Origin of the sequence: Streptosporangium amethystogenes subsp. fukuiense (assembly GCF_042665875.1) — a bacterium.
Classification (GTDB): Bacteria; Actinomycetota; Actinomycetes; order Streptosporangiales; family Streptosporangiaceae; genus Streptosporangium; species Streptosporangium fukuiense.
Genome location: NZ_JBHTEE010000001.1, coordinates 3,028,311 through 3,042,294, shown reverse-complemented (window position 1 = coordinate 3,042,294; position 13,984 = coordinate 3,028,311). Strand labels below are relative to the sequence as shown.

General features: G+C 71.3%; 12 protein-coding genes. 8 read left to right on the top strand and 4 right to left on the bottom strand.

What is annotated here, in order from left to right:
• Nucleotides 1–35: 35 nt before the first annotated feature.
• The 7 genes from ACFQVD_RS13255 to ACFQVD_RS13225 all read left to right on the top strand — a co-directional run bounded on the left by ACFQVD_RS13255 (nt 36) and on the right by ACFQVD_RS13225 (nt 7,261).
• Nucleotides 36–992, top strand: coding sequence for a helix-turn-helix transcriptional regulator (locus ACFQVD_RS13255; RefSeq protein WP_343961203.1), 957 nt, complete (start codon nt 36–38; stop codon nt 990–992).
• The gene (locus ACFQVD_RS13250) at nt 989–1,945 is read left to right on the top strand and encodes a helix-turn-helix transcriptional regulator (protein WP_343961205.1); all 957 of its coding nucleotides are present in this window, start codon (nt 989–991) and stop codon (nt 1,943–1,945) included. The genes ACFQVD_RS13255 and ACFQVD_RS13250 overlap by 4 nt, the downstream gene beginning before the upstream one ends.
• A 24-nt stretch (nt 1,946–1,969) precedes the next feature.
• Nucleotides 1,970–2,158, top strand: coding sequence for a hypothetical protein (locus ACFQVD_RS13245; protein WP_343961207.1), 189 nt, complete (start codon nt 1,970–1,972; stop codon nt 2,156–2,158).
• A 66-nt stretch (nt 2,159–2,224) separates the two neighbouring features.
• Nucleotides 2,225–2,560 (top strand): Sec-independent protein translocase subunit TatA, encoded by a 336-nt coding sequence (gene tatA, locus ACFQVD_RS13240; RefSeq protein WP_343961209.1) that lies wholly within the window; start codon nt 2,225–2,227, stop codon nt 2,558–2,560.
• A gap of 141 nt (nt 2,561–2,701) precedes the next feature.
• A complete protein-coding gene (gene tatC, locus ACFQVD_RS13235; protein WP_343961212.1) occupies nt 2,702–3,556 on the top strand; it encodes a twin-arginine translocase subunit TatC in 855 nt (284 codons plus the stop codon).
• 17 nt (nt 3,557–3,573) lie between these two features.
• The gene (locus ACFQVD_RS13230) at nt 3,574–4,449 is read left to right on the top strand and encodes a diacylglycerol/lipid kinase family protein (RefSeq protein WP_343961214.1); all 876 of its coding nucleotides are present in this window, start codon (nt 3,574–3,576) and stop codon (nt 4,447–4,449) included.
• Between the two features lie 82 nt (nt 4,450–4,531).
• Entirely contained in the window at nt 4,532–7,261 is a 2,730-nt protein-coding gene (locus ACFQVD_RS13225) for a DEAD/DEAH box helicase (protein ID WP_343961216.1), read from the top strand.
• Nucleotides 7,262–7,317: 56 nt separating this feature from the next.
• Here the strand turns inward: ACFQVD_RS13225 and ACFQVD_RS13220 are convergent, their stop codons facing one another.
• The 3 genes from ACFQVD_RS13220 to ACFQVD_RS13210 all read right to left on the bottom strand — a co-directional run bounded on the left by ACFQVD_RS13220 (nt 7,318) and on the right by ACFQVD_RS13210 (nt 10,954).
• Nucleotides 7,318–8,745, bottom strand: a complete 1,428-nt coding sequence (locus ACFQVD_RS13220) for an RNB domain-containing ribonuclease (RefSeq protein WP_386271206.1) — start codon at nt 8,743–8,745, stop codon at nt 7,318–7,320.
• 80 nt (nt 8,746–8,825) lie between these two features.
• The gene (locus ACFQVD_RS13215) at nt 8,826–9,719 is read right to left on the bottom strand and encodes a 5'-3' exonuclease (RefSeq protein ID WP_343974054.1); all 894 of its coding nucleotides are present in this window, start codon (nt 9,717–9,719) and stop codon (nt 8,826–8,828) included.
• Nucleotides 9,720–9,736: 17 nt separating this feature from the next.
• Nucleotides 9,737–10,954, bottom strand: a complete 1,218-nt coding sequence (locus ACFQVD_RS13210; protein ID WP_343974057.1) for a PP2C family protein-serine/threonine phosphatase — start codon at nt 10,952–10,954, stop codon at nt 9,737–9,739.
• Nucleotides 10,955–11,209: 255 nt separating this feature from the next.
• On the opposite strand from ACFQVD_RS13210, the gene ACFQVD_RS13205 reads away from it, so the two are divergent.
• Entirely contained in the window at nt 11,210–12,295 is a 1,086-nt protein-coding gene (locus ACFQVD_RS13205; protein WP_343974060.1) for a M24 family metallopeptidase, read from the top strand.
• Nucleotides 12,296–12,419: 124 nt separating this feature from the next.
• Here the strand turns inward: ACFQVD_RS13205 and ACFQVD_RS13200 are convergent, their stop codons facing one another.
• Nucleotides 12,420–13,829, bottom strand: a complete 1,410-nt coding sequence (locus ACFQVD_RS13200) for a dihydrolipoyl dehydrogenase family protein (RefSeq protein ID WP_364151571.1) — start codon at nt 13,827–13,829, stop codon at nt 12,420–12,422.
• Nucleotides 13,830–13,984: the final 155 nt, after the last annotated feature.

Genomic DNA, 13,984 nt, shown 5'->3' with positions numbered 1-13,984 from the left:
GAAGGGTAGCGTCACTTGAACAGGGAGGAGGCCGGATGTCGCGTCGGAAGACCGAGCGGCTGCTCAATCTCGTGATCTGCCTGCTGGCCACGCGGCGGCCGCTCAGCGCCGAGCACATCCGCCAGGCGGTGCCGGGCTACGACGCCGACAACGACGAGGCCTTCCAGCGGATGTTCGAGCGGGACAAGAACGAGCTGCGTGAGATCGGCATCCCGATCGAGGTCCAAAAGGACCCCTGGGAGGAGGATCCCGGCTACCGGATCGTCCGCCAGGCCTACGAGCTGCCGGAGATCACTCTGGAGCCGGACGAGGCCGCGGTGGTGGGTCTGGCGGCCCAGGTGTGGCAACGGGCCAGTCTGGCCGAGGCGGCCAGTGGCGCGCTGCTGAAACTGCGTGCCGGGGGCGTGGAGACCGACGAGGCGTACGGGGTGCTCGGCGGGGCGCTGGAGTTGCGCGTCGACACCCAGGATCCCGCCTTTCCCGCGCTCTGGGAGGCCGTGCGTGACCGGCGGGCGGTTCGCTTCGCCTACCGGGCGGCGGCCAGCCAGAACGTGCTGACCCGCACCGTGGAGCCGTGGGGCGTGGTCAGCCGCCGCGGCCGCTGGTACATGGTCGGTCACGACCGCGACCGGGACGCGCCGCGGGTCTTCAGGCTCAGCCGGATCGGCGGGGCGGTCACCACCGTCGGCCGCCCGGGCTCCGTGGTGGTGCCCGAGGGCGTCGACATCAAGTCCATGGTCGTCTACAGCGACGCCGCGGTCCGGGAGCGTACCGCTCTCGTCCGGGTCAGGCAGGACACCTGCCAGGGGCTGCGCCAGGTGGCGAAGGCGGTGCGGCCCGCCGGCGACGGATGGGACGAGCTGGAGGTCGACTTCACCGATCCCGGCCGGCTGGCCGGGTGGATCGTGGGCTTCGCCGCCGACGCGGAGGTGGTCGGTCCGCCGGACGCCCGCGACGCGGTGATCTGCCGCCTGAAGGGAGCACTCGCGTGAGCACCGCCGATCGCCTGCCCAGGTTGCTGGCGCTGGTGCCCTACCTGATGTCGCACCCCGGGGCACAGGTGCCCGAGGTCGCGAAGATCTTCGGCCTGAGCGAGAAGCAGCTCATCGACGACCTGCAGCTGGTGTGGATGTGCGGGCTGCCCGGTCACACCCCCGGCGACCTGATCGACGTGTCGTGGGACGGCGGAGAGATCGTCATCGACAACGCCGACACCATCGCCCGCCCGCTGCGGCTGGGGGTGGACGAGGCCAGCGCCCTGCTGGTCGCGCTGCGCCTGCTCGCCGAGATGCCGGAGTTCGGGGAGCGCGACGCGCTGGCCCGGGTCATCGCCAAGTTCGAGCAGGCCTCGGGCGAGGGCGCGGCGGCGGTCAGCAGCCAGGTCGCGGTGGAGGTCGACGCCGCGCCCGACGCGCTGCCCAGCGTCAACGAGGCGCTGCGGCGCGGTAGACGGCTGTCGCTGCGCTACTACGTGCCGGGGCGCGACGAGATCACTCCGCGCGAGGTCGATCCGATGCGCCTGGTCGTCGTGGACGGCCGTCCCTACCTGTCGGGCTGGTGCTACCGGGCCGAGGCGGTCCGGCTGTTCCGGCTGGACCGGATGCTCTCCGTGGACGTGCTCGACGTGCCCGCCGACCCGCCCGCCGACGCCGTGCCGGACGAGGTGACGCCCGGGGTGTTCCGGCCCTCGCCGACCGACGAGCTGGTGGAGCTGGAGCTGACCGCCGCGGGCCGCTGGGTCGCCGAGTACTACCCGTGCGAGCGGGTCACCGAGCTCGGCGAGGGCCGCGTGCGGGTGGCGCTGCGGGCCAGGGATCAGGGCTGGGTGATACGCCTGGCGCTGCGCCTGGGCGACACCGGCAGGGTGATCTCGCCCGCCTCGCTGGACGCGAGCGTGCGCGCCGCCGCGACGGCCGCGCTGAATCGTTACGAATCGATCTTCTGACGTGCGGTACTAGGATCTCCCACCATGAGCTGGATCATCGCCGCGCTCTCGCTGGCCCTCGTGGGGCTGGGAATCCTCGGGTTTCTGGCCGTTCGCGTACTGCGCGCGGCCACCGAACTCGGCCGCGAGATCGACCGCGCGCACGGGAGCCTGGAGCCCGTCCGGGTGCTGTTCGGCGAGAGCGGGGGGACGATACGTGTTCCGAAGGGGTGAGTCTGTCCTCGGGGCAGCGTACGATCGGATGCAGAGAATGCACGTCGTTCGGCGTAAGGATGTGTAATGCCAAACCTCGGACCCACTGAGCTGATCATCATCGGCTTGATCCTGGTGCTGCTTTTCGGCGCCAAGAAGTTGCCGGAAGCCGCCCGCGGGCTCGGCCGGTCGCTGCGCATCTTCAAGTCGGAGACCGCCAAGCTCCGCGATGACGACGAGGCCAACGGCACGACCACCACGGTCGTCCAGGCCCATGCCCAGCCCGCCGCCCCGGCACCGCAGCCGATCCCGGCCACGACTTCGACGCCGGCCTCCGCGCTGAGCGTCGAGGAGCAGGCCCGTCAGCTTGAGGAGCAGGCGGCCAGGCTGCGAGCCCAGGCTGGAGCGCCCAAGACGCAGTGATCGACGGTAGCCTGAGGATCTACCCCGATCAACCCCGACTCGTCACCCCAGGATTCGTGAATGGCGCTGCTGAAGTGGCCTAAACCGGGCCGGAACGGGGCGGAACCGCCCGCTGACTCTGGCGACGGTCGCATGCCGCTCATGGAGCACCTGCGTGAGCTGCGCAACCGGCTGATCATCGCCATGCTCGGCCTGATCGCGGGCATCGTGGTTGGTTTCATCTTCTTTGGCCCGATCTGGCAGTTCGTGTCCGCTCCTTACTGCGGGCTTCCCCAGGCGCAGGAGTTGCGGCCCGGACAGTGCACGATGCTGATCCTCGGCGTCTTCGACTCCTTCTTCGTGAACCTCAAGGTCGCGGCGATGTTCGGCCTCGTCGTCTCCTCACCGATCTGGCTCTGGCAGATCTGGGGTTTCGTCACCCCCGGCCTGTACCGCAACGAGAAGCGCTACTCGATCCTGTTCATCATGCTGGCCGTCCCGCTGTTCCTCGCGGGGGCGGCTCTGGCCTACTTCGTGATGGACACGGGGCTGTCGATCCTGCTCGGGTTCGCCCCGCCGGGAACGCTGACCGGCATCACGATCGACGAGTACCTCAGCTACGCGCTGATCATGCTCATCGTGTTCGGCATCTCCTTCGAGCTGCCGTTGCTCATGGTGTTCCTGAACATCATCGGGGTGCTGCCGCACGCGCTGGTGGCCAAGCACCGTCGCATGGTCATCTTTCTCATGTTCGTCTTCGGAGCGGTCGCCACCCCCGGCGGCGACCCGTTCACGATGATCGCGCTCGCCCTGCCGATGGTGCTGCTGTTCGCCCTGGCCGAGGGGTTCATGTACCTGCGGGAGAAGAGGCAGCCGAAGGGCGAGGACTTCTCCCACCTCTCCGACGACGAGGCCTCCTCGCTCGACGACGACGCCTCGCCCGTGGGCGACGTGGCACCCGTCGGCGATCCGGCTCCTATCGATTCGAGAACGACCGACACCGATCCCAGTAAATAGGGGATAAGTTCCGGTCTGTGCCCGCAGAGATCGCAGTCCTCGTCAATCCAGCCGCCCGTGGCGGCCGTTCACGGGGACTGCTCTCCCCGGTGCTCGATCGGTTGCGGCAGGGGGGTCGCGAGGTCTCGGTGATCCTCGGAGACTCCGCCGCCGACGCCCTGGACCGAGCCTGTATGGCCGTGGCCGAGGAACCGGAGGCGCTGGTGGCCTTCGGCGGTGACGGCCTGGTGCACCTGGCGGTCCAGGCGGTCGCGGGCAGCGGCGTGCCGCTGGGCGTCATCCCGGTGGGCACCGGCAACGACATCGCGGGCGCGCTCGGCATCCCGCTGAAGGCGCCCCTGGCCGCCGCCGACACCGTGCTGCGCGGGCGGGTGCGCACCGTCGACGCCGCGAAGGTGGGCGAGGACGAGTGGTTCGCCGGGGTGGTGGCCTGCGGCTTCGACTCCCGGGTCAACGAGCGGGCCAACCAGATGACCTGGCCGCCCGGCATGGCCAAGTACCTGGTCGCCCTCGCCGAGGAACTGCGCTCCTTCCGGCCCATCCCGTTCCGGATCGACCTGGACGGTGAGATCGTCGAGCGGGAGGCCATGCTGGTCGCGGTCGGCAACACCCGCTCGTACGGCGCGGGCATGCGCGTGTGCCCCGATGCCGTGCCCGACGACGGTCTGCTGGACGTGACGATCCTCGGCGCCGTCCCTCGGGGGGAGTTTCTGCGTGCCTTTCCCCGCGTCTACCGGGGCTCGCACGCGAGCCATCCCGCCGTCACCATGCACCGCGCCCGAAGGGTACGGCTGGAGGCCGCCGGAGTGATCGCCTACGCCGACGGCGAGCGGGTCGGCCCCACCCCGTTGACCTGTGAGGTCGTTCCCGGAGCGCTGGCGGTCCTCGTTTAGGGCGGCTCCGCCCGCGCGATCGGCCGGACCGCCGGTAAAAAGGGGGACGGACCGGAATCCCGATATCGGTAGGCTGGGAGGTATGACGACCCCAGCGGAACGATACGCTGCCTTCCGTCAGAGCCAGGCTGAGAGCGGGCCGGCGCTGACCTCGTTCCGTGGCCTGTACGACTTCAAGCTGGACGACTTCCAGATCGACGCCTGCCGGGCGCTGGAGGCGGGCGACGGAGTCCTCGTGGCGGCCCCCACCGGCTCGGGGAAGACGGTCGTCGGCGAGTTCGCCGTGCACCTGGCCCTGGCGGAGGGCCGCAAGTGCTTCTACACCACCCCGATCAAGGCGCTGTCCAACCAGAAGTACAACGACCTGGTCAGGCGGTACGGCGCGACCAAGGTGGGCCTGCTCACCGGTGACAACAGCGTCAACGGTGAGGCTCCCATCGTCGTCATGACGACCGAGGTGCTGCGCAACATGCTCTACGCCGGCTCCGGCACCCTGGCGGGGCTCGGATTCGTCGTCATGGACGAGGTCCACTACCTCGCCGACCGGTTCCGCGGCGCGGTCTGGGAAGAGGTGATCATCCACCTGCCCGAGTCGGTGCGGCTGGTCGCCCTGTCCGCCACGGTCAGCAACGCCGAGGAGTTCGGCGAGTGGATGGGAGAGGTCCGCGGCGACACCAGCGTCATCGTCGACGAGCACCGCCCGGTCCCGCTCTGGCAGCACATGCTCGTCGGCAACCGCATCTACGACCTGTTCGTCACCGGCGACGAGGATCGTCGTCCCCAGATCAATCCCAACCTGCTGCGCATCGCCAGGGACGAGGAGCGCCAGGCGTACGGCAGGGGCCGCCGTGGCTACCCGCGGCCCCGCAGGAGCGGCCCGCCGGACCGGGCCGCGGCCATCGAGCGCCTGGACGCCGACGCCCTGCTGCCCGCGATCACGTTCATCTTCTCCAGGGCCGGTTGCGACGCCGCCGTCATGCAGTGCCTGCACGACGGCATCCGGCTCACCACCGACGCCGAGCGCCACGAGATCCGCCAGATCGTCGACGAGCGCACCGCGCACCTGCCCGACGAGGACCTGGCCGTGCTCGGCTACCTCGAGTGGCGTGACGCCCTGGAGCGGGGTCTGGCCGCCCATCACGCGGGCATGCTCCCGGCCTTCAAGGAGGTCGTCGAGGAGCTGTTCACCCGCGGCCTCGTCAAGGCCGTGTTCGCCACCGAGACCCTCGCGCTGGGCATCAACATGCCCGCCCGCTCCGTGGTGATCGAGAAGCTCGACAAGTGGAACGGCGAGACCCACGCCGACCTCACCCCCGGCGAGTACACCCAGCTCACCGGGCGAGCCGGGCGCCGCGGCATCGACGTGGAGGGCCACGCGGTGGTCCAGTGGCAACCGGGCACCGACCCCCTCCAGGTCGCCGGCCTGGCCAGTACCCGCACCTACCCGCTGCGCTCCAGCTTCCGTCCCTCGTACAACATGGCGGTCAACCTGGTCGGCCAGGTGGGCAGGGAGCGGGCCAGGACGCTGCTGGAGTCCTCGTTCGCGCAGTTCCAGGCCGACCGGGCCGTGGTGGGCATCGCCAAGCAGGTGCGCCGGGCCGAGGAGGCCCTGGAGGGCTACCGCCAGGCGATGACCTGCCATCTGGGCGACTTCGAGGAGTACGCCGCGATGCGCAGGGCACTGTCCGACAGGGAGGCCGAGCTGTCACGCCAGCGCGGCGCGGCCCGCAGGACGCAGGCGCTGCGCTCGCTGGAGGCGCTCAAGCCCGGCGACATCATCAGGATTCCCGGCGGGCGTCGCGCCGGTCTGGCCGTCGTTCTCGACCCCGGCCTCAACTCCCGGGGCGAGGGCCCGTCCCCGCTGGTGCTGACCATCGGCAAGCAGGTCAAGAAGCTGTCGCCGGCCGACTTCCCCGTCCCGGTCGAACCGGTCGAGCATCTGCGCATCCCGAAGAACTTCAACGCCCGCTCGCCGAAGGAACGGGCCAACCTGGTCTCCTCGGTACACGCCAAGATCGGCGACCGGGACTTCGGCAAGCCCGTCAGGGCGCGCGACCATGCCACCGAGGACGAGGAGATCACCCGTCTGCGCCGGGAGATCCGCCGGCACCCCTGCCACGGGTGCGACGAGCGCGAGGACCACGCCCGCTGGGCCGAGCGCTACCACAAGCTGCTCCGCGAGACCGAGGGGTTGCGCCGCCGGGTCGAGGGCCGTTCCCATGTCATCGCCCGCACCTTCGACAAGGTCTGCGGGGTGCTCGACCAGCTCGGCTACCTCGACGGTGAGAGCGTCACGACAGAGGGCCGCCGCCTGGCCCAGCTCTACACCGAGCTGGACCTGCTGACCGCCGAGTGTCTGCGCGCCGGGCTCTGGAACGACCTGGACCCGGCCGAGCTGGCCGCGTGCGTCTCCTCGCTGGTCTTCGAGTCCAGACAGGCCGACGACGCCCGCCAGCCCAGGATTCCCGCGGGCGGCGCGCAGCAGACGCTGGCCGACATGGTCCGTCTCTGGGGTGAGTTGGAGTCGATCGAGAGCGACCACGGCCTGTCGTTCATCAGGGAACCCGACTTCGGCTTCGCCTGGGCGGCCTTCCGCTGGGCCAGGGGCCACACCCTGGACTCCGTGCTCCGAGACGGCGCCGGCGGCGCGGAGCTGGCAGCGGGAGACTTCGTACGCTGGATGAAGCAGCTGCTCGACCTTCTCGGCCAGATCTCCACTGCCGCCCCGGCCGGGAGCAAGGTCAAGCAGAACGCGAGCAAGGCGATGGACGCGCTGCGTCGCGGGGTGGTGGCCTACTCGTCCCTGGCCTGAGCCAGGCCGCGCGAGGGGCGTGCCGGGCATGGCTGGTTTCCCGGGGCGAGGCGCGGTCAGGCCAGGCTGAAGCGGACCTCGCGGGTGGTCGGGTCGGCGCGTGTCAGCCGAACGCGCACACTCCTGCCCAGCCCGAGCCCTTCGCCGTCGCAGCGGGCCACCACCGCCGGATCGGTGAGCTGCACCTGGCCCCACGGCCGCTCCTCGGCCACGTCGATCACCACCGCGTCGAACGTCTGGCCCACCCGCTCGCGGAGCACGAAGGCCTCCACCAGGTCCACGCACGCCCTCTCGACGCCGTTCACGCGCCGCCCGGTGGTGTGCATGATCTCCGGCAGCTCGTCCATGGCCTCCTGGACGTCCTGCGGCACCGGCTCGCCCGCCGCGATGGCCAGGCAGATCTCCGTGGCGTAGCGGTCGATGAGCCGGCGCAGCGGCGCGGTCACATGCGCGTACGGCGCGCCCACCGCGGCGTGCTCCGCCTGCGAGGGGGGCTCGCCGTTGAAGGCCACGTAACCGGCGCCGCGCAGCAGCACCGTCGACTCCTGCAGGAACGCGGCCTGCTCGGGAATCTTCGGGTCGAGGGCGTGCACGACGTCGCCGTACCCCGCGCCCTCCGGCCAGGGCACGCCGAGTGCCGCGGCCACCCTGCGGACCTGGGCGACTCTCTCGGCGGGGGCGGGCGGCAGCACCCGCAGCAGGCCGATCTCGGCGTCCAGCATCATCGAGGCGGCGGCCATGCCCGTCAGCAGCGAGATCTGCGCGTTCCACGCCTCGGCCTCCAGCGGGGCGCGCAGCTCCAGCCGGTAGCCGTCCCCGTCCGGAACGACCTCCTGGTCGGGGGTGGGCAGCGTGACGCCGCCGCCGGCCCGCTCCAGGGCGAGCCTGAGCCGGCCGATCTCGGCCAGCAGCCGCAGCGTGCCGTCGGCGGTGCCGGTGTCGATCGCGGCCTGCGCGTAGTCGTAGTCGAGCCGCTCGCGGCTGCGTACCAGCGCCCTGGTCACGTCCGCGCCCACGATCCGGCCCTCCGCGTCGAGGTCGACGCACCACAGCGCGGCGGGCCTGGTCACGCCCGGCAGCAGGCTGGCGGCGGCCTCCGACAGCAGCGGCGGGTGCAGCGGCACGCGCCCGTCGGGCATGTAGACCGTCTCGCCCCGGGTGCGGGCCTCGGCGTCGATCGCCCCGCCGGGCCTGACGAACGCCCCGACATCGGCGATGGCGTACCAGACGCGGTAGCCCCCGGGCCGTTCCTCCAGGTGCACGGCCTGGTCGAGGTCCATCGCCCCCGGAGGGTCGATGGTGATCAGTGGCAGGTCGGTCCGGTCCAGCCGGGGCAGGGTGGGCACCTCGGCGACCCACTCGGCCTCGTCGACCACCGCCCGGGGGAATCCCTCGGGCAGCTTCATCTCACGGCGGATCCGTTCGAAACCGTCGTCGAGCCGGGGGTGGGACTCTCCGGGGACCCGGATGCTCTTGTGAGGCACAGGGAGCAACCTACCGGCTTGCGGCGGTCCCGCCCTACCGACTAGGGCGAAATGGTCAGATCGGACATTCGGCGGACGGGTCAGAGCGCGGAGGTCAGGCGTTCCAGCGGCCCGCCCAGGCCGTAGCGCTCGCTCAGCGCCGTCAGGGTGTCCGGGTCGCGGGGCTTGGCCGGGAGCGTGAGGTCGGCCTCGGGCAGGGGCGCGTCGCGGGCGACCCGGACCACCTCGGGGGCCACCCGCAGGTAGTCGCGGGCGGCCGACAGCCTGGCACGCTGCCCCGAGGTCAGGTCGCCGTCCCCGTCGACGGCGCGTAGTAGCGCCTCCAGGGAGCCGAACCGGGTGATCAGAGCCGCCGCGGTCTTGTCGCCCACCCCCGGCACGCCCGGCAGGCCGTCACTGGGGTCGCCGCGCAGGGTGGCGAAGTCGGCGTAGGAGCGGCCGGGGATGCCGTACTTCTCGGCGACGGCGACCTCGTCGACCACCTGGAGGTTCTTGACTCCTCTGGCGGTGTAGAGAACGCGAACCGGCCGGGAGTCGTCGACCAGCTGGAACAGGTCGCGGTCACCGGTGACGACGTCGACCTGGCCGCTCGCCCGTGCGGTGAGCGTGCCCATCACGTCGTCGGCCTCGTAGCCGGGCACGCCGATGCGGGCGATGCCCACCGCGTCGAGCACCTGCTCGATCACCGGCACCTGCGGGGCGAGCGTGTCCGGAGTCTCCTCGGCACCGCCCTCGGCGACCCGGTGGGTCTTGTACGTGGGGATGGCCGCCACCCGGAAGGCGGGGCGCCAGTCGGCGTCCATACAGGCCACGAGCTCGTGGGGAGAGTACTGGCGGACCAGCATGGCGATCATGTCGATGACGCCGCGCACCGCGTTGACGGGCATGCCATCGGGCGAGGTCATCGACTCGGGAATCCCGTAGAAGGCGCGGTAGTACAGCGACGGGGTGTCAAGAAGCATCAGGCCGGGCATGGCGACCATTTAACCAATCAGCCGAGCACCCCGATGGCCAGAACGCAGGTGTCATCCTCGGGATTGGGGCCGCCGATCACCTCGATGAGCTGATCGAGCCCGTCGTTCGGATCCCCTCTCAGCAGGGCCGCGGCCTCCATGGTCAGTGCCAGGCCCTCGTCGATGTCCCGGGTGCGCCGCTCCACCAGCCCGTCGGTGAAGAGCAGCAGCAGGTCGTCCTCCCGCAGTTCGACCCCGGCCAGCTCGTACGGCTCGTCGGGGGTGGCGCCCAGCAACACTCCGGCCGGCGGGTCGAGCTGGGTGGCGGTCCCCTCGCGGACCAGGATCGGTGCCGGGTGCCCGGCCTGTCCCCAGGTGAACATCCTGGTGGCCGGGTCGAGGTGGCCGACGATCGTGGTCGCCGTCGTCTCCGGCATCCGGTGCAGCACAAGGTCGTTGAGCCAGGCCAGCAGCCGGTCGGGGGAGTGGCCGGTCATCGCGAGGCCGACCAGGGCGTGCCGCAGCTGGGCCATCTGGGAGATCGCGGGCATCCCGTGCCCGGCCACGTCGCCGATGGCCAGCAGCACCCTGTCGTCAGGCAGGGGAACGGCGTCGTACCAGTCGCCGCCGAGGCTGGGCTTGGCGTCCGCCGCCACATAGCGGACCGCGATGCGCGCGTGCGGCAGGTCGATGGTCTCTCCCAGGCCGGGCATTATCGCCTCGCGTAGCGCGAGGCTCATGTGGTGTTCCTTCTCGGCCTGTTCGCGGACGCGGAGCAGCTTGCTCCGCGACTCGGACATGACGCGCTCGGCACGACGTCGGCAGGTGATGTCCTGGACGACACCGTGCACGGCGGCGTGACCGCCGGTCACGACGGGATCGAGCACGGCGCGAAGATGGCGGAGCTCGCCGTGGCGGCGGATGCGGAACTCGACCTCCCCGGGTTCGGCCCGGTGCATGACGGACCACAGGCGCAGATCGAGGTCGGGACGGTCGGTCGCCTCGACGTGGCCGGCCAGATCGCGCAGGTGGATCGGGCCGTCGCCGGGATCCCGGCCGAATATGGTGTACATCTGATCGGACCAGATCGACTCTCCGGTCTGGAGATTCCACTCGGTCCAGCCCATATCGCCCAGGCGTTCCGCGTGCGCCAGGCGGGTGTTGAGGAGTTGCCGCTCCACGGCCATGTGCTCGTCCGGTTCGTCTCGCAACCGCTGCGCCATCTCAGCGGCGATCGACGGAGCCGGACCGGTCACCTGGTCGTTTCGTGGGGGGAGGGGGGGCTGGTGGCCGCCCACTACGCCGACCATGTAGCTCGCTCTCGAAATGTATAGCTTTGCGGATATTTTGCCAACAAAATGTGATCGTACTTCAACGGATTGTAGTGGCGGGGTTGCCCTCGTGCCTTCCTTTTCCTGAGTTTCGGTCCCGGGGCCGCTCCCGGATGCATCGCCGCTTCGCCCGGGATTAGATTGGTCGGTGTGACGACGGACTCCTCTGATCTCTATCCTGTGACCCGACTGGAGGCAGCCCGCGAGGCCGCCGCGACCGCCGGGCTCGACGCGCTACTGCTCACGCCAGGCCCGGACCTGCGTTACGTGACCGGTTATGAGGCGCTGCCGCTGGAGCGGCTCACCTGCCTGGTGCTCCCGGTCGTGGGTGAGGCCTTCCTGATGGTGCCCCGCCTGGAGTTGCCCGCCGCCGAACACTCTCCGGCGTCCAGGCTCGGCGTGGAGTTCGTCCCCTGGGACGAGACCGACGACCCGTACGCGGTCGTCGGCGGGCGTTTGGGCGCGGTTGGAAAGGTGGGCCTCGCCGACCGGATGTGGGCGATGCAGTCGCTGCGCCTGCGCGATGCGATCCCCGGAGCCGAGCAGGTGCTCGCCGGGACGGTCCTGCGCGGACTACGGATGCGCAAGAGCCCGGCCGAGGTGGTGGCGCTGCGCGAGGCGGGCGCCGCGATCGACGCCGTCCACGCCCAGGTGCCCGGCTTCCTGCGGGCCGGCCGGACCGAGCGGGAGATCGGCAGGGACATCGCCGAGGCGATCATCGCGGCCGGGCACTCCACCGTCGACTTCGTCATCGTCGGTTCCGGTCCCAACGGTGCCAGCCCGCACCACGAGCTGTCGGACCGGATCGTCAGGGAGCGCGAGCCGATCGTGGTCGACATCGGGGGGCAGATGCCCGACGGCTACTGCTCGGACTCCACCCGCGTCTATGCCATCGGCGAGCCTCCGGCGGGCTTCCTGAAGTACTACGAGGTGCTCAGGCACGCCCAGCAGGCGGCCTGCGACGCGGTGCGTCCCGGGGTGCCGTGCGAGGCGATCGACACCGCCGCGCGAGACGTGATCGCGGCCGAGGGGTACGGCGACTACTTCATCCACCGCACCGGCCACGGCATCGGCCTGGAGACCCACGAGGAGCCCTACATCGTCGCGGGCAACGCCGAGCCGCTGGCGCCCGGTTTCGCCTTCTCCGTCGAGCCCGGCATCTACCTGCCCGGGGCGCACGGCGCCCGCATCGAGGACATCCTCGTCTGCACGGAGGAGGGCGGCGAGCGGGTCAACCACCGCACCCGCGAGCTGGTGGTCGTCTGACGGGTGCTCCGGCAGGTCTCCGTCCGGCCCCCGTCCGGCCGTGCCGTGGCGATCGCGCCCCGGGACGCTCCGCGGGCCGAGGAGATCACCGGGGCCGCCCGCCCGAGCCTCCGTCACAACCCGGCTAGAGCCCGTACGTCTCCAGCAGCCGCAGCCAGATCTCGCTGACGGTGGGGAAGGACGGCACGGCATGCCAGAGCCGGTCGAGGGTCACCTCGGCGGTGACGGCGATCGTCGCGGCGTGCAGCAGCTCGCCCACGGCCGGGCCGACGAAGGTCACCCCCAGCAGGACACGGCGCCGCTCGTCCACCACGGCCTTGGCCATGCCGCGGTAGCCGTCGCCCTGCAGGTAGGCTCCCGACACCCTGCCCAGGTCGTACTCGACCACGCGGACGTCGAACCCCTCGCGGCGGGCCTGGGACTCGGTCCGGCCGACCGCGCACACCTGCGGGTCGGTGAAGACGACCTGCGGCGCGCCGTAGCCGTCCGCCACGTCGCGCAGTCCCGGCAGGTCGTCGGGCTCGCCCTTGGCTCGCGCCGCGATGACGTCGCCGCACAGTCGTGCCTGGTACTTGCCCATGTGGGTGAGCAGGGCGCGGCCGTTGACGTCGCCCACCGCGTACAGCCGGCCGTCGGAGACGCCGGTCGCGCGCATGCTGTCGTCGACCTCCACCGAGCGCCCGGCCTCCAGGCCGACGCTCTCCAGGCCCAGGTCGCCGGTCGCGGGACGCCTGCCGGTGGCCACCAGCAGCTCGTCCGCCTCGACGGGCGGCCCCTCGGACAGGTGGAGGGTGACCGGGCCTCCCGGCCGGGGCCGCTCGACCTTCGTCACCTGGACGCCCTCGCGCACCGTGATGCCCGCCTCGGCGAACGAGGCGGCCACCAGTTCCCCGGCGAACGGCTCCATCCTGCCGAGCAGCCCGCCGCGTGCCAGCACCGTCGTCTCTCTCGCGCCGAGTCCGTGCATGGCCTGGGCCATCTCGCAGGCCACCACGCCGCCGCCCAGCACGGCCAGCCGCTCGGGGACGCGCCTGGCCGCCGTCACCTCATGGCTGGTCCACGGCCTGGCCTCGGCCAGGCCGTGAATCGGCGGGATGAGCGCGTCGCTGCCGGTGGCCAGCACGACCGCGTGCCTGGCGGTCAGGGTGCGGACCGAGCCGTCCTCCGCGCTCACCGCGACCCGTCCTGGGCCGTCCAGCCGCCCGTGACCGCGGACGAACTCCACGGGCACGCTCCTGATCCACTCGACCTGGCCGCTGTCGTCCAGGTGGGACACCGCCTCGTCGCGCCGGGCGAGCACGGCGGCGGTGTCGATCGGGCCCAGTGTCAGGCCCGGTACCCGGGCGACCTCGGCGGCCAGCTCCACCGGGCGCAGCAGCGCCTTGCTGGGGATGCACGCCCAGTACGAGCACTCGCCACCGGCCAGGCGCCTCTCGACGATCGCGGCGGTCAGCCCTCCCCTGACCGCGCGGTCGGCGACGTTCTCGCCCGCGGGGCCCGCGCCCACAACCACCACGTCGAACTCGTCAGACACGACTTACCTCCCAGGCCGAACCGGTCATGGACCCGTACCGCTCCCGTGGCGCGGGTCGTACCAGCTTCGCACCCTCCGGTCCGGGCCGGAGACACGCGGGGCTCCGGCGAGGCGCGGCTCCCTCCTTCGCGTCGAGAGGCGCGGCCTGACCGGTG